This window comes from Pseudomonas shiyinii, assembly GCF_056725765.1.
Genome location: NZ_CM161522.1, coordinates 2,947,533 through 2,963,418, shown reverse-complemented (window position 1 = coordinate 2,963,418; position 15,886 = coordinate 2,947,533). Strand labels below are relative to the sequence as shown.

General features: G+C 63.4%; 14 protein-coding genes. 5 read left to right on the top strand and 9 right to left on the bottom strand.

The window, feature by feature from the left end:
• Nucleotides 1-24: 24 nt before the first annotated feature.
• Nucleotides 25-4,569, bottom strand: a complete 4,545-nt coding sequence (locus ACXHGZ_RS13320) for a hypothetical protein (RefSeq protein ID WP_480460234.1) — start codon at nucleotides 4,567-4,569, stop codon at nucleotides 25-27.
• A gap of 325 nt (nucleotides 4,570-4,894) precedes the next feature.
• Between ACXHGZ_RS13320 and ACXHGZ_RS13315 the strand changes: the two genes are divergently transcribed.
• The 3 genes from ACXHGZ_RS13315 to ACXHGZ_RS13305 all read left to right on the top strand — a co-directional run bounded on the left by ACXHGZ_RS13315 (nucleotide 4,895) and on the right by ACXHGZ_RS13305 (nucleotide 6,415).
• Nucleotides 4,895-5,299, top strand: coding sequence for a TraR/DksA family transcriptional regulator (locus ACXHGZ_RS13315; protein WP_084854722.1), 405 nt, complete (start codon nucleotides 4,895-4,897; stop codon nucleotides 5,297-5,299).
• Nucleotides 5,300-5,741: 442 nt separating this feature from the next.
• Entirely contained in the window at nucleotides 5,742-6,212 is a 471-nt protein-coding gene (locus tag ACXHGZ_RS13310) for a hypothetical protein (protein WP_084854723.1), read from the top strand.
• The gene (locus tag ACXHGZ_RS13305; RefSeq protein WP_084854724.1) at nucleotides 6,209-6,415 is read left to right on the top strand and encodes a hypothetical protein; all 207 of its coding nucleotides are present in this window, start codon (nucleotides 6,209-6,211) and stop codon (nucleotides 6,413-6,415) included. The genes ACXHGZ_RS13310 and ACXHGZ_RS13305 overlap by 4 nt, the downstream gene beginning before the upstream one ends.
• A 31-nt stretch (nucleotides 6,416-6,446) precedes the next feature.
• Here the strand turns inward: ACXHGZ_RS13305 and ACXHGZ_RS13300 are convergent, their stop codons facing one another.
• From ACXHGZ_RS13300 to ACXHGZ_RS13270, 7 genes are all read right to left on the bottom strand, one after another.
• Entirely contained in the window at nucleotides 6,447-6,812 is a 366-nt protein-coding gene (locus ACXHGZ_RS13300; protein ID WP_224456278.1) for a Na+/H+ antiporter subunit G, read from the bottom strand.
• Entirely contained in the window at nucleotides 6,809-7,087 is a 279-nt protein-coding gene (locus ACXHGZ_RS13295; RefSeq protein WP_084854726.1) for a K+/H+ antiporter subunit F, read from the bottom strand. The genes ACXHGZ_RS13300 and ACXHGZ_RS13295 overlap by 4 nt, the downstream gene beginning before the upstream one ends.
• Entirely contained in the window at nucleotides 7,084-7,572 is a 489-nt protein-coding gene (locus ACXHGZ_RS13290; RefSeq protein WP_480460233.1) for a Na+/H+ antiporter subunit E, read from the bottom strand. The genes ACXHGZ_RS13295 and ACXHGZ_RS13290 overlap by 4 nt, the downstream gene beginning before the upstream one ends.
• On the bottom strand, nucleotides 7,569-9,248 hold the full coding sequence (locus ACXHGZ_RS13285) for a monovalent cation/H+ antiporter subunit D (protein WP_480460232.1): 1,680 nt from the start codon (nucleotides 9,246-9,248) through the stop codon (nucleotides 7,569-7,571). The genes ACXHGZ_RS13290 and ACXHGZ_RS13285 overlap by 4 nt, the downstream gene beginning before the upstream one ends.
• Nucleotides 9,245-9,589: a Na+/H+ antiporter subunit C gene (locus ACXHGZ_RS13280; RefSeq protein WP_084854729.1), complete on the bottom strand. Its 345-nt coding sequence runs from the start codon at nucleotides 9,587-9,589 to the stop codon at nucleotides 9,245-9,247. Before ACXHGZ_RS13280 ends, ACXHGZ_RS13285 begins: the two co-directional genes overlap by 4 nt.
• Nucleotides 9,589-12,504 (bottom strand): monovalent cation/H+ antiporter subunit A, encoded by a 2,916-nt coding sequence (locus ACXHGZ_RS13275; RefSeq protein WP_480460231.1) that lies wholly within the window; start codon nucleotides 12,502-12,504, stop codon nucleotides 9,589-9,591. Before ACXHGZ_RS13275 ends, ACXHGZ_RS13280 begins: the two co-directional genes overlap by 1 nt.
• A 150-nt stretch (nucleotides 12,505-12,654) precedes the next feature.
• Nucleotides 12,655-13,605, bottom strand: a complete 951-nt coding sequence (locus ACXHGZ_RS13270) for a DMT family transporter (RefSeq protein WP_480460230.1) — start codon at nucleotides 13,603-13,605, stop codon at nucleotides 12,655-12,657.
• A gap of 83 nt (nucleotides 13,606-13,688) precedes the next feature.
• Here ACXHGZ_RS13270 and ACXHGZ_RS13265 point away from each other — a divergent pair, with 83 nt between their 5' ends.
• Nucleotides 13,689-14,252 (top strand): helix-turn-helix domain-containing protein, encoded by a 564-nt coding sequence (locus tag ACXHGZ_RS13265; protein ID WP_084854732.1) that lies wholly within the window; start codon nucleotides 13,689-13,691, stop codon nucleotides 14,250-14,252.
• A 5-nt stretch (nucleotides 14,253-14,257) separates the two neighbouring features.
• On the opposite strand, the gene ACXHGZ_RS13260 is transcribed toward ACXHGZ_RS13265, so the two are convergent.
• Nucleotides 14,258-14,815, bottom strand: coding sequence for a cysteine hydrolase family protein (locus tag ACXHGZ_RS13260; protein WP_480460229.1), 558 nt, complete (start codon nucleotides 14,813-14,815; stop codon nucleotides 14,258-14,260).
• Between the two features lie 82 nt (nucleotides 14,816-14,897).
• On the opposite strand from ACXHGZ_RS13260, the gene ACXHGZ_RS13255 reads away from it, so the two are divergent.
• Nucleotides 14,898-15,881 carry a GlxA family transcriptional regulator gene (locus tag ACXHGZ_RS13255; protein WP_480460228.1) on the top strand — a complete coding sequence of 328 codons (984 nt, stop codon included), beginning with the start codon at nucleotides 14,898-14,900 and terminating at the stop codon, nucleotides 15,879-15,881.
• Nucleotides 15,882-15,886 lie beyond the last annotated feature (5 nt).

Here is a 15,886-nt window from a genome sequence, read left to right as displayed (position 1 = left end):
GCGCCTGAAGGCGCCCCGGTCGTTTCAGACGTTGAAGAAGTACTGCTGCGCATCGGCCAGGGAAATCGGGCTGCGGTAGACCTCTTCGAGCTGCCCTGTGTCCGGTCGGTTGACCTGAGCGCCTTGGGCGTATCGCTGCGCGGCCGGCTTGAGGTGCCCGGCGACGAAGGCGCGCTTGTCGGCCTCGAGCGTGCGGTAGTGAAAATGCGCGACCCACAGCAATGAATCGTCCTTGTAGATCCCATAGTCATCCAGGTAGTCCGCAGGCCTGCCCTTGACCCGGGCGAGCAGTTTGCGCGGGCTCTCCACGCGGACGGTCACAATCCCCTGATCGATGAGAAAACGCAGCTCGGGCATACGTGGTTTTTGTTCCAGCGCCGCTTTGGTGCGCAACTCGATTGCTTTGCGGGTCAGTTGGGCGTCCAGGTCCTCCAGCGCCTTGATCGTCTCCGCGGCATCGCGGTTGCCACCGACCTCGTCCGTCTGGTTGTCCGCCGTCAGGTGCTGCTCGATCGCTTCGCGCAAGGTGCGCAGGCGGTCGCGCTGATGGTGCAGCAGTTCTTCGATCTCGATGGGCAGGTACTGGCTGAAGGTGCCGCCGTCCAGGCGTTGCAGTTCTTTGCGTGCGGTCTGCAGGCGCGCTTGGCTGTCCTTGAGCAGGTGTTTGAGTTTGCGCACGGCGGTGGGCTTGGCAGGTGCCTGCGCCGCAAGCTCCACCCAACGATCGTTCTCCAGTTTGTAGCTGCGTGAACTGGCATTGTTGGGTGCTGTCGGGATATCGACGACGGTGTCGTCGTCAGGGCGGGCATTGCCCAGCAGCACATCGCCTTCCTGGGTTTCGATCAGGCCTGGCACCTGCTTGCGCAGTTGGGTGACCGTGTTGCTGGGCAGCGTTGCTGCGTATTCGTCGAGCGTGGGTTGCAGCTCCTTGGCCGCGCTGTCGATGTCTTCTTGTAGTTGAGTGAGGGGCTGTTGGGCTGTGTCCAGGTTCAAATGGGCCTTGAGGTTGCCCAACCGGCGACGTGCGGTCTTGAAATGACCATCGATGCTGACGGCCAACCGACTGAGCACATCGTCATTGGGCTGCTCGAGGGCCAACAGTTGCTGTCGCTGGGCAAATGCCAGGTCAAGGCTTTCGCCAAAGCGTTGCAGCCAGTATTCGCTGTCGTCGTCGAGCGTTTCGAGCAGCGACAAGCGGTTGACGCAGGCCTCGATGCGCGACCAGCGCCACGTCAGCGGTGACTTGACCAGCTCCCAATCGATCGAGGCCGCGTCGCGGTATTCGATGATCTTCGGTTGAGAACGGCTGGCAAGGCGCTGAAGTTGCTCCATGCCATCGAGCAAGCGCTGGCTGTTGTCCAGCAACTTGCCCAGCAGCGGCAGCAATGTGTCGATGCGCTGGCCGAGGCTGCGCTTGTCGGCTTCGGTCAGCTCGTAACCCCCGTGCTGCAGCTTGATCATTTCATCGATCTGTTCCCGGATGGGCGCATGCAGCCAGGACAGGGTTTCATCGATCTTCTTTGCATAGTGCAACTGCTGGGACAGGGCATAGGCACGTTTGACTTTGTATTCGCGCAGCGGCTTGAGCCCATTGAACTGATTGATACGTTGCAAATGCTCTTGCCAGAACGTGGTGAAGTCCTCGAGCTTCGTCAGATAGTTGCGCAGGATGCTTTCAGGTGCCTTACGGTGGGCCAGCCGAGCCACCTTGTCGAGGTATTCGCGCTGGGTCTTCTGGTAGGTCACGTCCTGCTGGATCTGCGTCTGTAGCGTTGCCAGCTCCTGCTGGTTGGCGTTGCGCAGCTGCTCGACCCGACGATACAGCGGCATGCCGGCACGCAGGCGCAGCCCCAGATCCAGCTGCCAGCGACCGGCCTCATCGCGTCGCAACCAAGGGCCCTTGATCAGTTCGTCTTTGCTGTCGACGATGCGCGGACACTGTTGATTGGCGTCGTATTCGACCTGGTAGACCTTGTCGTCGAGGGCAACCCAGCTTCTGTCTTTGTAGAAATACAGGTCCTGCAAGGGGCCGTTGGGGATGGGCTTGCCCAACCGGGCCAGGGGCGTATCGGTACAAAATACCGCTAGGTTTCTTCGCTGTACGGGGTCGAGCGTGCGCTTGGGGTTCGCCCAGGAAAAGTCCAGGACCTGCTCCTGGGGCGACACGGTCAGCGTAGGCAAGGCCGGCAGCAAGGCCGTAGCAGGGTCGGTGCGAGATCGCCGGGAAGCGGCCTGGCGCAGCACCTCGATGCGCTTGAAGGCATGGTTGAGCAGGAGCAATGCCAGGTTGACGAGAAATTCCACGAGAGCAGCGATGCGTTCGCCAGCGCTCCGCTGTTGCTGTTCGCCCACCAGTTCGAGGAAGGCCGTTTCCAGCTGGATGGCCCAGATCGGCGCGGCCAATGGCTCGGCTGTGAAGGGCAGTGCAGTATTGAGCAGCAGCCAGCCCAGGGATTTCCATCGTTCCCAACGGGCCTGGGCGCTGGTCTGGGCATGGGCTTGGAACTGGTTGATGGTTTCATCGATGCACCCTTGGTAGACGGCGTGGGCAGGGTCGGCCAATGCCGGTTCCTGTGCCAGGGTGACCGGCGCGGGGGCACCGAACGGGACGGCCCAGTCGTCTTCCAGGGGGTGGAACAGGTGCGGTTCGAGGAAGCCGCCATGGGCATAGACCTTGCGGTCCTGTTCGGGCAAGCGATCGAGCAGATCGTCTTGCAGTGCACCGGGGGCAGCGATCGCGTCAAGCAGCGCCTGCCTGTCGTCGAACGCCAACAAGGGTTCGCTGTGCAACGGGCGGTACAGCAGGCACGGCTGCGAGGTGGCGGTTTGTGCCTCGATCAGCCATGTATTGAGCGGATGGTCGGGGCTGGCATCCAGGCTTCTGAGCAACCCGAACCGACGCAGTTGCCAGCAAGTGCTGCGTTGCGGGGCCTCGCCAAACACATCGCCGATACCTTTTATGACGTCGAAGTCTATCGGTTTGCCCTGCAGGTTCAGCGCCATGGCAAGGGCGGGCAGCTGGGTGTGCAGTTGCCGCCTGAGCAGCGATTCGCGGCGCGACCGCTGCGACGGATCGTCCAACAGGGTGGCGCGCAACATGGCGGGGTAGTGTTTCGCGACATCCGCTTCGGTGATGAGGTTGCGCAAGTAGGATTCATCGAACCAGTTCGGCACCGGCTTGCCGTCGAGCGCCTGCAGCGTGATCTTGCCTGGGCGCAGCAGCCCCAAGTTGCTGATCGCCAGTTGGGGGAGGGTGAATGTTTCGGTATGGAGCATGTTGTCCGTGACGATGCTTTCGTGGACAGGCAATGCACCGATGGTCGTTTGGGCGTTGACGACCCTGAGCATCGAGAGGTCCAGGTCGGCCTCGGGGTGATCGCTCTGGATGCGAGTCAGAAGCCGTTGCGTGGCGAAGGTCTGGGCATCGGCCACGCCATCGAGCCACGAGGTGTACTGGGCGTCATGATAGCCCTGAGCGATCTGGGTCAGCTGCGTGCTGTAGCGCAACAGTTTCTTCGGGGAAGCCTCTTTCAGCCAAGCGGGCAAATGGCTTGCCAGGCGCTCGTGCAAGCTGGCCTCGGCCGGGCTGCACAGGCCGAACATCGATGTCAGTCGGTCCAAGGCGATCGACAGATCGGCTGCGCTGACCAGATCGTCCCCCTGCCAGGCGGTCAGCTGCGATCCATGCAACTGCTGGCACAACACGCCGAGCGCCTGGTGTTGGAAGTATGGCAAAGTCGGGGATACCAAATGCACCTGCGGCCCGGAAACCCCGGACAACAGTGGCCAGGGCCTGGCGGCATGGCTCAGCAGCGTTTGGCGTGAAGGGAAGGACACCAATTTCCCGGTAGGGGTGTAGAGCAATGTCGTGCCCCGTTCGGCCGGGGCGTCACTGCGTTCGATCAAAAGGGCACTGGATAGCTCCGGGTCAAGTTGCCAGTTGCTCACGAAATCCATGCGCAGGTTGCTGACCCGAACCTGAAAGGGTTCCAGGCTGGCTTGCGTGCGTGGATCAGGATGCGCTTGCACCCATAGCGCTGTGCTCAGCGCCTCGGGAAGCAGCGTCGCGTCACGCTTGCCGTCCAGGACGGCCTGGGTGAACTGTTGCTGCAGGTAATCGCTGTACCAGTGCCAGGGCGTCTGTCCCTTGTCGTCGCTATCGCTCCAGAAGCTGATCAAGGCCTGTTGATACGCTTCCAGCATGAACGGGCCGCATTCATTGATCATGACTGTCAGAGGATCCAGATCCAGCGACAGCGCGTTCTTGGGGTCATGTTCCTGCACGAGGGAGACGTAGTCTTCGTGCGGCGTCAGGTTCAGCGTCCGGCGCAGGCAGTAGCGCTCGACGAGCACATGGCTCAATGGGCGGATAAAAGGGGGGGCCGACGCCGGCCCGAGGCTGACCAGAAACAGGTTGCGAGGGTCCGCGCTGGATGGCAGACGGCGTGTCAGCCATTGTTCGGCCAGCACCTGGGCGGCGATGTCGAGCAGGCTGGGACGGGCATTGAAGCGGATCGCTACCTGGCACTCCAGGCTTGGACTTGTGGGGCGTTGGGACGTGTTGCTCATGGACTGCTCCGGCTGTGGAATGGTCCATTAGCAAAGGCGTTTTCATGCCGCGGCGGTCGGTAGCCAGGTACTACTTTGCATACATCTCGCCTGGCTGTTGCACGTTACAGCGCAAAACCGACGAACTGTTGCCGTGGCGCTGGGCGCGATCGGAGGGATTTCGGTAAATTCACGGATCAATGGTGTTGCCCCTCGCGGCCTGCCGCCTTAGACTGCCGCCCCCTGTAAAAAGAGCCGGTTGGCGCTTTTAAGAATTTCGTTACCCACGCACGATCGTGGGTGACACCCGAAACGCCCAAAAGCCTATATTTTCATAGAGAAATCGATGACCAAGGAACAGTTGCTGGCCATGCCGGCCGATGACTACATGAACGCTGAACAGCTGGCATTCTTCACCGAGCTGCTGCAGGCAATGAAAGTCGAAACCCACGAGCGCATCGAGCTGAGCCGCAACACCATCGAAAGCCTGGATACGCCTTCGGACCCGGCCGATGTGGCCTCGGTGGAAGAAGAGCGCCACTGGCTGGTCAACGCCATCGAGCGTGACCAGCGTCTGCTCCCGCAGCTGGAAATGGCCCTGGGCCGTATCGCTGACGAAAGCTTCGGTTGGTGCGATGACAGCGGCGAACCGATCGGCCTGCAGCGCCTGCTGATCAGCCCGACCACCAAGTACTGCATCGAAGCCCAGGAGCGCCACGAACAGCTCGACCGCCACCAGCGCCAGGTCTGATCGTCACGGTTCCCAGAGGCCCCACGGAGCAATCCCTGGGGCTTTTTGCGTTTCTTCCTGGCGGCAACTCTCTGTTCCGGCCTCCTTCAACAGCAAGAAATGCGCTGGCCCTCTCGACGGATTTCAGTCTTTTCGTGCATATTCTTCCTCTGTAATGTGCTGATGGATATCGAGGCCCGTTCTGCCGAGGGCCTGCGCTATCTGTTGCATCTTTTCCTGCAATTTTGTTGTCAGACATTACGTTCCCTGTAGGGAATACTGCCGAAAAGCCGTCTTGAGGTCTTGGCTGGCAAGCTTGAGTAATAATTCCTGCCTGCCGCATCGCCTACCTGTACAGACGTTTCGCGCATCGCTTGATTAGTCTTTCAGACATCGACTTGAAATGATCGCGCCCCCACGTATTGGGTTGGGGGTGCCTGTAACCGGTTCGAGGAATTCTTCATTGGCAGTCAGTACTCTGGATACCCACGCGCTGTTCGCCCTGGGCGATTTGCGGGCCAAGTTGGCCAAACTGTTTCAAGGGCGTTTCATCTATGTCACCGAACAGAACCCCGATGGCCTGTACATGGCCGAGATCGACACCGATGACGCCTTGGTGGTCGATAACAAACAACACCTGGAATTGAAGGTCGGCGACCACTTTCGCGCTGCGGTATTGCCCAGTCGCGAGGGTGGCAAGCTGGAGCTGCGCTTTCGCGATATCAAGCTGAACGTCTATGGCGTCGGCGATTACGCCTTCGTCTCGGTGCCGGAAGGTGAAGGCATCGTGTTTCGCGAGGGCCATGGCGTGATGCTGGTGTTCGCCGCCCAGCAACAGGTGCAGGAAGGCCTGGGCAAGCTGCTCAAGGCGGTGACCGGCAAGGTCGCCAAATGGCGCAAGGGCGAGCTGACCACGTTCAAGGCCAGCGAATGAGCGACAAGGCGCCCACCGGTAGAGCGCATTTTCACCAGCAGCACCAGGCCCAGGCCGTGGCGCAGGCCGAGCGCCTGCTGGCCAGGCGTGAGGCGCTGGGGGCCGGCTGGTTGGCCTGGGTGGCAGGTGAGTTGTACCAGCTCAGCCCGCCCGAGTTCGCCGCCATGGTGCGGCGGGAGCTGCAACGCCTGACCCAGGGCTGAGGTATACCTGGCTTGCCCCAGGCAGTCAGCCTCAGTTGCCGTGGTCGCGCCCGCTGCTCACCTCTTCAGGCACCGGCTCGCCGGACATGCGCTTGCGAAACAGGGCCGCCCTGGCCAGCAGCAGCGTGGTCACTGGCACGGTAATGGACAGCAGGACCGGAATCAGCCAGGCATGCAGCACCGGGCCTTGCTTGACCCACGAGAAATACAGGATCGAAGCCAGGCAGACACACCAGGCGCCGAGGGTCGAAGCCAGGGCAGGTGGGTGCATGCGCTGGAAATAGTCCTTCAGGCGCAGCAGGCCGAGGGCGCCGATCAGGGCGAATAGGCTGCCGCCAAGCAACAGCAGTGCCGTGATCAGTTCCAGCCAGAATGGCAACTCCAGGGTTTCGTTCATTCGATCACCTCGCCGCGCAGCAGGAATTTGGCCAGGGCGAACGAGCCGACGAAGCCGAACAGGGCGATCAGCAGGGCGCCTTCGAAATAGGTATCGCTGGCGTAGCGGATACCCAGTACCAGCATCATCAGCATGCCGAGGATGTACAGGTAGTCCAGTGCCAGGACCCGGTCCTGGGCGCTGGGGCCGCGAAACAGCCTGACCAGCGCCAGAGCCATGGCAGTGGCGAAGATGAACAGGCTGGCGAGAATGGCGTTGGCGAGCAGGCCAGTCATTCGAAAATCTCCATCAGCGGGCGTTCGTAGGTGTGCTTGAAGTGCTCGATGAAAGCCGCTTCGTCCTCCAGGTCGAACACATGCAGCAGCAGGACGCTGCGGTCCAGCGCGAGCTCCGACCAGACCGTGCCAGGTACCACCGTGGTGATCATCGACAACGCTGCCAGGCCATGGGCGTCACGCAGGGCTAAAGGAATATGCACGAAGGCCGAGCGTGGCGGGCGTCTGCCGGCCATGAGCACACTGCGCGCCACCAACAGGTTGGAATGAATGACATCGAGGCCCACCCGGCCGATCAGCCGGGCGACCACCAATGGCCGGCGCACATGGGCGTGCTGAGGGCGCAGCGGGGCCATCAGCACCGGCGCCAGGATCGCAAGGACCGCCGCGAGCAGTAGGTTGCCTGGGCTGACCGACAGGTTCAGCAACAGCCACAAGACGAACAGCGACACGGAGAGCAGCGGGGCGGGGAACAGTCGCTTCATGGCTGCACCTGCGCATCGAGGGTGGTTGGGCCTGGCAGCGGGCGGGTCGCCATCACGGCTTCGATATAGGTATCGGGTGCCTGCAGGCTGGCCGCCGTGTCCTGGGTGTAGCGCAGCAAGGGTTCGGCCTGGATGCTGAGCAGGATGCACAAGCCCAGCAAGAGGACGATAGGCAGGCATTCATAGCGGCGCAGCAGTGGCGAGGGGCGCTCCTCGGGCTTCCAGAAACGCTGGATACCAACCCGCCCGAAGGCGATCAGCGAGGCCATGCCGGAGAGGATCAACAGGGCCACCAGGCCCCAGGCGGTAGCGGACAAGGGCTCATCGTTCGGCGTGCCCAGGCCCTGGGGGTTGAACAGCGCACTGATCAGGCTCAGCTTGCCGATGAAGCCCGACAACGGTGGCATGCCGATGATCAACAGGGCGCAGGCGATGAAGCTCAGGCCCAGGAAGGCCATGGTCCAGGGAATGACCTGGCCGATCACGGCCTTTTGTTCGTCGTCGAGGTTGATGCCCTTGGGCGGGTGCAGTGACTCCAAGGGAGGAGGGATGGCATCTTCCTCGTCGTCCAGGGGCGCTTCGTTGGCCGAGCGCGAGCGTTCTACCAGCTCGGCGAGCAGGAACAGTGTGCACAAGGCCAGGGTCGAGCTCACCAGGTAGAACAAGGCACTGCCGGTAAGGATCGGCTGGCCGAAGCCGACAGCCCCCAGCAGGGTGCCGGCCGATACCAGGATGCTCAGCGCGGCCAGGCGCTCCAGGCGCTGGGCGGCGAGGATCGACACAGCAGCGACCGCGAGGGTCGCCAGCCCACCATAGACCAGCCACTGGCCGCCGAAATGCGCCGATGCGCCGGCCTGGCCGGAAAACAGCAAAGTCCACAGGCGTAACACGGCGTACAGGCCGACCTTGGTCATGATGGCGAACAGCGCCGCCACCGGTGCGCTGGCCGAGGCATAGGCCGGTACCAGCCAGAAGTTCAGCGGCCAGATGCCGGCCTTGACCAGGAATGCCATGGCCAGGATCGCAGCCCCTGCATGCAGCAGGCCGCGATCGGCTTCCGGTACCAGCGGGATCTTCAACGCCAGGTCGGCCATGTTCAGGGTACCGGTGACTCCGTAGAGCATGGCAGCGCCGATCAGGAACAGCGACGAGGCGAACAGGTTGATGGCGATATAGTGCAGGCCTGCCTTGACCCGCGCCCGCCCCGAACCATGCAGCAGCAGGCCGTAGGAGGCGGCCAGCAGCACTTCGAAGAACACGAACAGGTTGAACAGGTCAGCGGTCAGGAAGGCGCCGTACAGGCCCATGAGCTGGATCTGGAACAGCGCGTGGAAGCTGGCTCCTGCGCCATCCCAGCGAGCCCTGGCGAACAGCAGTGCACTGACCCCGACGATGCCGGTAAGGGTCAGCATCAACGCGGACAGGTGGTCCACGACCAGGACGATGCCGAACGGCGCTGGCCAGTTGCCCGGCAGGTAAACACCGATGGATTCGGCCTGCCCCTGGCTGCGTACCCAGCCGAGCAGGGTGAGGGCGATGCCCAGGCCAGCCAGGGTCGACAACAGGTTCAGACGGCCCTTGAGCGGGCGCCGCTTCTCGCCGAGCAACAGCATCAACGCTGCCGTCACCAGTGGCAGCAGGATCGGGGCGATGATCAGTTGGTTCAACCCGCTCATTCCTCACGCTCCCGGCCGTCGACGTGGTCGGTGCCGGTCAGCCCGCGCGAGGCCAGCAGCACCACCAGGAACAGCGCGGTCATGGCGAAGCTGATGACGATGGCGGTGAGCACCAGAGCCTGGGGCAATGGGTCGGTGTAGTTGAGCAGGTCCTGGGGCACGCCGTCCTTGATGATGGGTTCCTTGCCGATGAACAGGCTGCCCATGCTGAAAATGAACAGGTTGACGCCATAGGACAACAGGCACAGGCCCATGATGACCTGGTAGGTCCGTGGACGCAGGATCAGCCAGACCCCGGAGGCGGCCAGAACACCGATGGCCACGGCAATGACTTCTTCCATCAGGCGGCTCCTGCTTGGCTGGACTTGGACGGGTTGCCCGGGCGATGGGCGCGCACCGACTGGTGCGCCAGGGCGGTGAGGATCAGCAGCGTGGAGCCGACCACGACGGTGTAGACGCCGATGTCGAAGAACAGCGCGCTGGCCACGTGCAGGTCACCGAGCACCGGTAGGTGCAGGTGGGCGGTGTGGGTGGTCAGGAACGGGTAGCCCAGGACCATTGCCCCGGCACCGGTCAAGGTGGCGCATAGGAGCCCTGTGCCCATCCAGCGCAGCGGGCGCAGGCTCATCTGTGCCTCGACCCACTGGGTGCCGGCGACCATGTACTGGAGGATGAACGCCACCGACATCACCAGCCCGGCGACGAAGCCGCCGCCAGGCTGGTTATGGCCGCGCATGAACAGGTACATCGACACCAGCAGGGCGATCGGCAGCAACAGGCGCACCAGGGCCGCAGGCACCATCATGAAGCCAAGGGCGGTGTCGGTGGCGTGGCGCGGGTTGATCAGGTCGGTGACCACGTCCGGTGCCAGCTGGCGCTGCTGGGCAGGCAATTGCATGCTCTCCTTCGGCGGGCGGAAGCGTCGCAGCAGGGCGAACACGGTCAGGGACACGGCCACCAGCACGGTGATCTCGCCCAAGGTGTCGAAGCCGCGGAAGTCCACCAGCATGACATTGACCACATTGGTGCCGCCGCCTTGGGGCAGTGCCCGGCTCAGGTAGAACGACGAGATGTCGTTGGGCGTCGGCCGGGTCAGCATGGCGTAGGAGAGCAGGGCCATGCCGCCGCCGACCAGCACGGCCAGCAACAGGTCGCGCAGGCGCCGCAGGCGTGCGCGCTCCTGGGTGCCCGCCAGGGGCGAGACACCTTCGATCCGTCGCGGCAGCCAGCGCAGGCCGAGCAGGATCAGCACCGTGGTCACCACCTCGACGGCGAGCTGGGTCAGGGCCAGATCCGGTGCCGAGAACCAGACGAACGTGATGCAGGTCATCAGGCCGCATACGCTGACCATGATCAAGGCTGCCAAGCGGTGATACTTGGCCTGCCAGGCCGCACCGATGGCACAGGCGATGGCGATCAGCCAGAGTGCGACGAACACGCCCGAACCCGGGATCTTTGGCCGGTCGCCCCAGCTCAGGCCGCTGTAGAGCATAGGCATGAGGCCGGCGATGAACGCAGCCAGGGTCAGCATGAACAGCTGCTTCTGCAGGCGCCGGGTGGTCAGCAGCCTTTCGATGCGACGGGCCAGCAGCATCAAGTGTACGAGGCCGCGTTCGAACAGGCGCTTGCCGTTGAAGCGCTCGATCAGCGGCGGGTGTGGGAAGCGGCCGCGGCGCAGTTGTTCACGCAGCAGCAGGTAGAGCACGATGCCGCCGCTCATGGCGATCAGGCTCATGATCAGCGGGGCGTTCCAGCCGTGCCAGATGGCCAGGCTGTATTCAGGCAAGGTGCCGCCCACCACGGGCAGCGCGGCGGCAGCCAGCAACGGGCCGACCGATTGCGCCGGGAAGATCCCCACCACCAGGCAGGTCAGTACCAGCAGCTCCACGGGAGCGCGCATCCAGCGGGGCGGCTCGTGGGGTGTGTGCGGCAGGTCCTGGGCGGTAGGGCCGAAGAACACGTCGACGGTGAAGCGCAGCGCATAAGCCACGCTGAAGGTGCCGGCCAGGGTGGCGATCACCGGCAATGCGGTCTCGACCCAGGCGGTGGACGAGATGAACACCGTTTCGGCGAAGAACATTTCCTTGGACAGGAAACCGTTCATCAAGGGCACGCCAGCCATCGAAGCGCTGGCCACCATGGCCAACGTGGCGGTGAAGGGGATCAGGCGGAACAAACCGCTCAGGCGGCGAATGTCGCGGGTGCCGCTTTCGTGGTCGATGATGCCGGCGGCCATGAACAGCGAGGCCTTGAAGGTGGCATGGTTGAGAATGTGGAACACGGCCGCCACGGCCGCGAGCGGGCTGTTCAGACCCAGCAGCAGAGTGATCAGGCCTAGATGACTGATGGTCGAATAGGCCAGCAGCCCTTTGAGGTCGTTCTGGAACATTGCCGCGAATGCGCCCAGTAGCAAGGTCAAGGCACCTGCGCCGCCGACGATCCAGAACCATTCTTCGCTGCCCGAGAGCACCGGCCACAGCCGTGCCAGCAGGAATACGCCAGCTTTGACCATGGTGGCTGAGTGCAGGTAGGCCGAAACCGGGGTGGGGGCCGCCATGGCGTGGGGCAGCCAGAACTGGAAGGGGAACTGCGCGCTCTTGCTCAGTGCGCCGATCAGGATCAAGGGCAGCAGCACCGAGTACAGCGTGTGCTCGCGGATCAGCTGGCCGGCAGCCAGGACCTTGTCCAGGTCGTAGCTGCCGACCACATGGCCGAGCAGCAGCACCCCCACCAGCATGCACAGGCCGCCCGCGCCAGTGACCATCAACGCCATGTAGGCACCGCGGCGGGCATCGCTGCGATGGTGCCAGTAGCCGATCAGCAGGAAGGAGAACAGGCTGGTCAGTTCCCAGAAGAACACCAGCTGGATCAGGTTGCCGGAAATCACCACCCCGAGCATGGCACCCATGAAGGCCAGGAAGAACGCGAAGAAGCGCGGCACCGGGTCCTGGGGAGACATATAGTAGCGTGCGTACAGCGACACCAGGGTGCCGATGCCCAGCACCAGCAGGGAGAACAGCCAAGCGAAGCCATCCATGCGCAGCACCAGGTTCAGGCCCAGGCTCGGCAGCCAGAGGAATTCCTCGCGAATCACGCCGCCGTGGGCGACCTGCGGGTACATCAACGCCACCTGGATGGTGCCAGCCAGGGCCACGAGCCCGGCAAGAATGGACTCTGTGTTACGTGCGTTGTGTGGCAGCACGGCTGCCAGGCAACTGCCCACGAACGGCAGAAGCAATAGCACTATCAAGGACATAGCGTTCTAATCTGGAGAAGTTTGGCAAAGATCATACGTGCCGCACGGGTGATCACCAACACGCAAGCGGCTGCACGATCCTCTAAATGCGGCGTGACAAGCTGTTTTTTTATAACAGTTTTTTTCAAAGCATAGCCGCTGACCAGCGCTTCACAGGCCCGGTTCACGCTCTGGATGGTCTTCGCGTTCCTGTACCACCGGGGCCTGGCTGGCACGGCGGATTTTCAGTTCGCTGACCACGACGGCAATCACGATCAGCAGGCCTCCGAGCAGCGCGACGCCCGGTAGGCGCTCGCCGGCGATGCGGCCGACGACGCCCGCCCAGACCGGCTCGCCGGCATAGATGAGGGTAGCTCGGGTGGGCGAAACGGATTTCTGCGCCCAGTTCATCGCCACCTGGATCACTGCGCTCATCGCCCCCAGGCCAAGGGCGCTGCAAAGCAGCAGCCAGGAGAAACCCGGCAGGGCTTCCTGGGTCGGAACGATCATCAGGAAGGCCAGGGCCGAGGCGGTCGCCAGTTGCACCACGGTGACCCGGCGCACATCGACCTGGCCGGCATAGCGGCTGATGAGAATGATTTCGCCAGCGATCGCCACGGCACTGACCAGGGTAACCAGCTCGCCTTCGCTGAAATGCAAGGTGCCACCGTTCGGGCCGGCCAACAGCACCAGCCCGACGAACGCCAGGCAGATGCCAAGGCTTGGCATCAGGCCGGGGCGGCGTCCGAGTACCAGCCATTGCAACAGTGGTACGAAGGGCACGTAGAGGGCCGTGATGAAGGCCGACTGGCTGCTGCTGATGGTTTGCAGGCCCATGGTCTGCAAACCATAGCCGAGCATGATCGACACACCGATGAGCATGCCGGCCTTGAGCTCCGTGAAAGTCAGCCCCGGCAGCGAGCGGGCCGACACCAGGCCGACGAACACGGCGGCCGCGGCAAAGCGCAGACCGACGAAGAACATCGGGCCACTGACGGTCATGACATTGTGCACCAGCAGGAAGGTGCCACCCCAGAGCATGGTAATGAATACCAGCACCAGTTCCGCCTTGCTCAGACGCAAGGAGACGGCGGATGGGGTGGGCAGGCTGGGCTGGCTCATGGGCTTGCTTACTCGACAGGGGCGGCGCACAATCGCCGCAAAGTGGGCAGTATACTGCGCAATCCCTACCTGTGAGCAATATAGTGCACAAAGATTCTTCGCACCGGGCATCGGTGCTGCAGCATGTCAGCCAGAACGTTCGCCAGTTACGCAGCGTTGCCGGGTTGAGCCAGACGGCACTGGCCGAGCGTTCTGGGGTCAGTCGGCGAATGTTGGTGGCCATCGAGGCGGGCGAAAAAAATGTCAGCCTCACCACCCTCGACCTGATCGCCGAAGCCCTGGGTGTGGCGTTCAGCACGCTCATCCAGGCCCCTGATCGCCGTGACCCCAGCCGCATCGATGAGCTGGCCTGGGCCGGCGAGCATGCCGGCAGCAAGGCCATCCTGCTGGGCAGCAGCCCGGCCCGGCGTGAGGTCGAGCTTTGGGAATGGACCCTGGCGCCGGGCGAGTCCTACGCCAGTGAGGCCGACGCCGAAGGGTGGAGCGAACAGATCTACGTGGCCGCAGGCTGCCTGACGTTGGTCATCGAGGGGCGTGAACGGCGCTTGCAGGCGGGCGAGTTTCACGTATTTCCCAGCAACTGCCGGTACGTGTATCGCAACGATGCCAGCGAGCCCACGCGGTTCGTGCGTAACGTCGTGATCTGAGCGCTTCAGCGGCGATATTCGGCGAGCAGTTGCTCGGTGCTCTCGACCCGGGCATAGGCGAAGGCCAGCGCCGCCATGGAGGCCGCCTGGACCTGCGCTGCGGGTACCTGCTTGCCGGCGAAGTCCAGGGGCAGGGTCGCGCAGGCATCATGGGCCACTGCCACTTGATAGCCATGGTCGGCCGCCGCGCGGGTGGCCGCGTCGATGCACATGTGGCTCATGCTGCCGACGATGGTCAGGGCCTGGACATCATGCTGGTCGAGCAGGGCCTTGAGGTTGGTGTCGCGAAAAGCATTGACCTGGTGCTTGGTGACCACGGCTTCGCCGCTGGCCGGCGCTACCTTGTGATGGATCTGCGCACCGTCCGAGCCCGGCGTGAAGAATGGCGCGTCGACGCTTTCGAATTCATGGCGCACGTGCACCACCAGGTCGCCCCGGCTGCGGGCCGCGTCCAGCAGGCGGGCAGCGTTGTCGGCGGCGCTCTCGGCACCGTCGAGGGTCCACTTGCCACCGGGGAAGTAGTCGTTCTGGATGTCGATGATGATCAGGGCCTGCTTGCTCATGCTGCCTCCTGTGGCAGTAGTGGTTGGTTGAGGATAGTTATAGGCTTGGGCGATGTTCCCTGGGATTGGCGCGATCGACACAATGACGGCAAAAACTGACAGCCCCGCTACCCTGGAAATCGGTGTTCTGGTCTATCCAGGTGCGCAAGGTGCCGCCGTGCACGGCCTGACTGACCTGTTCACGGTGGCCAACCGGGTCGCTGCCGAGCTGGGCGAAGGCAACCTGCCACGCCTGCGTGTCAGCCATTGGCAGCTCGACGATGAAGGGCGGCTGCAGGTTATCCACGACAGCCTGGCGCAACCTCGCCACGCGCTACGTGCCTTGGTGATCCCGCCGAGCCTGGAGTCGGCACCGGCCCCTGCGTTGCTCGAGCGTCACCGTACTGCCCTGTGCCAATGGCATGGGCAGGGCACCGTGCTCGCCTCGGTGTGCATCGGGGTGTTCTTCATTGCCGCCAGCGGGCTGCTCGATGGACGAGCGGCGAGTACCCACTGGAACTATGCGCAGGCACTGGGTGAGCGCTTCCCCAAGGTGCGGGTGGAGGCCAACCAACCGTTGCTCGATGACGGCGACATCGTGACATCTGCCGGGCTGATGGCCTGGACCGAGCTTGGCCTGCGCTTGCTGGAGCGTTTTCTCGGTGCGACCCTGGCCCGGGAAACTGCCCGTTACCTGGCCGTGGAGCCGTTGGCCAGCGCCTTGCCGGGCGCGCGTTTCAGCCCGCGGTTGGACCATGGTGACGAAGCGGTGCTCAAGGTCCAGCATTGGCTACAGGGCAACGGGGCGCAAGAGGCCGACCTGGCCAGCATGGCGTTATGCGCTGGCCTCGAACCACGAACCTTCCTGCGCCGCTTTCGCGCGGCCACCGGGCTGCGGCCGACCGAGTACTGTCAACAGGTGCGCGTGGTGCGGGCCTGTCGGTTGCTGGAGTTTACCCGACGCAGCGTGGACCAGATCGCCTGGGGCGTGGGCTACCAAGACCCGGGCGCGTTTCGCAAGGTGTTCCAGCGTATCGTCGGGTCGACCCCCAGCGATTACCGGCGACGCTTCATCGCCCAGCCCTGACATCT

What these genes read in the sequence shown, in the direction of transcription:
- ACXHGZ_RS13270 (WP_480460230.1), bottom strand. Translation starts at nt 13,605, where the DNA reads ATGAGCCAGCCCAGCCTGCCCACCCCATCCGCCGTCTCCTTGCGTCTG.
- ACXHGZ_RS13255 (WP_480460228.1), top strand. Translation starts at nt 14,898, where the DNA reads ATGACGGCAAAAACTGACAGCCCCGCTACCCTGGAAATCGGTGTTCTG.
- ACXHGZ_RS13280 (WP_084854729.1), bottom strand. Translation starts at nt 9,589, where the DNA reads ATGGAAGAAGTCATTGCCGTGGCCATCGGTGTTCTGGCCGCCTCCGGG.
- ACXHGZ_RS13305 (WP_084854724.1), top strand. Translation starts at nt 6,209, where the DNA reads ATGAGCGACAAGGCGCCCACCGGTAGAGCGCATTTTCACCAGCAGCAC.
- ACXHGZ_RS13260 (WP_480460229.1), bottom strand. Translation starts at nt 14,815, where the DNA reads ATGAGCAAGCAGGCCCTGATCATCATCGACATCCAGAACGACTACTTC.
- ACXHGZ_RS13315 (WP_084854722.1), top strand. Translation starts at nt 4,895, where the DNA reads ATGACCAAGGAACAGTTGCTGGCCATGCCGGCCGATGACTACATGAAC.
- ACXHGZ_RS13275 (WP_480460231.1), bottom strand. Translation starts at nt 12,504, where the DNA reads ATGTCCTTGATAGTGCTATTGCTTCTGCCGTTCGTGGGCAGTTGCCTG.
- ACXHGZ_RS13320 (WP_480460234.1), bottom strand. Translation starts at nt 4,569, where the DNA reads ATGAGCAACACGTCCCAACGCCCCACAAGTCCAAGCCTGGAGTGCCAG.
- ACXHGZ_RS13285 (WP_480460232.1), bottom strand. Translation starts at nt 9,248, where the DNA reads ATGAGCGGGTTGAACCAACTGATCATCGCCCCGATCCTGCTGCCACTG.
- ACXHGZ_RS13290 (WP_480460233.1), bottom strand. Translation starts at nt 7,572, where the DNA reads ATGAAGCGACTGTTCCCCGCCCCGCTGCTCTCCGTGTCGCTGTTCGTC.
- ACXHGZ_RS13300 (WP_224456278.1), bottom strand. Translation starts at nt 6,812, where the DNA reads ATGAACGAAACCCTGGAGTTGCCATTCTGGCTGGAACTGATCACGGCA.
- ACXHGZ_RS13295 (WP_084854726.1), bottom strand. Translation starts at nt 7,087, where the DNA reads ATGACTGGCCTGCTCGCCAACGCCATTCTCGCCAGCCTGTTCATCTTC.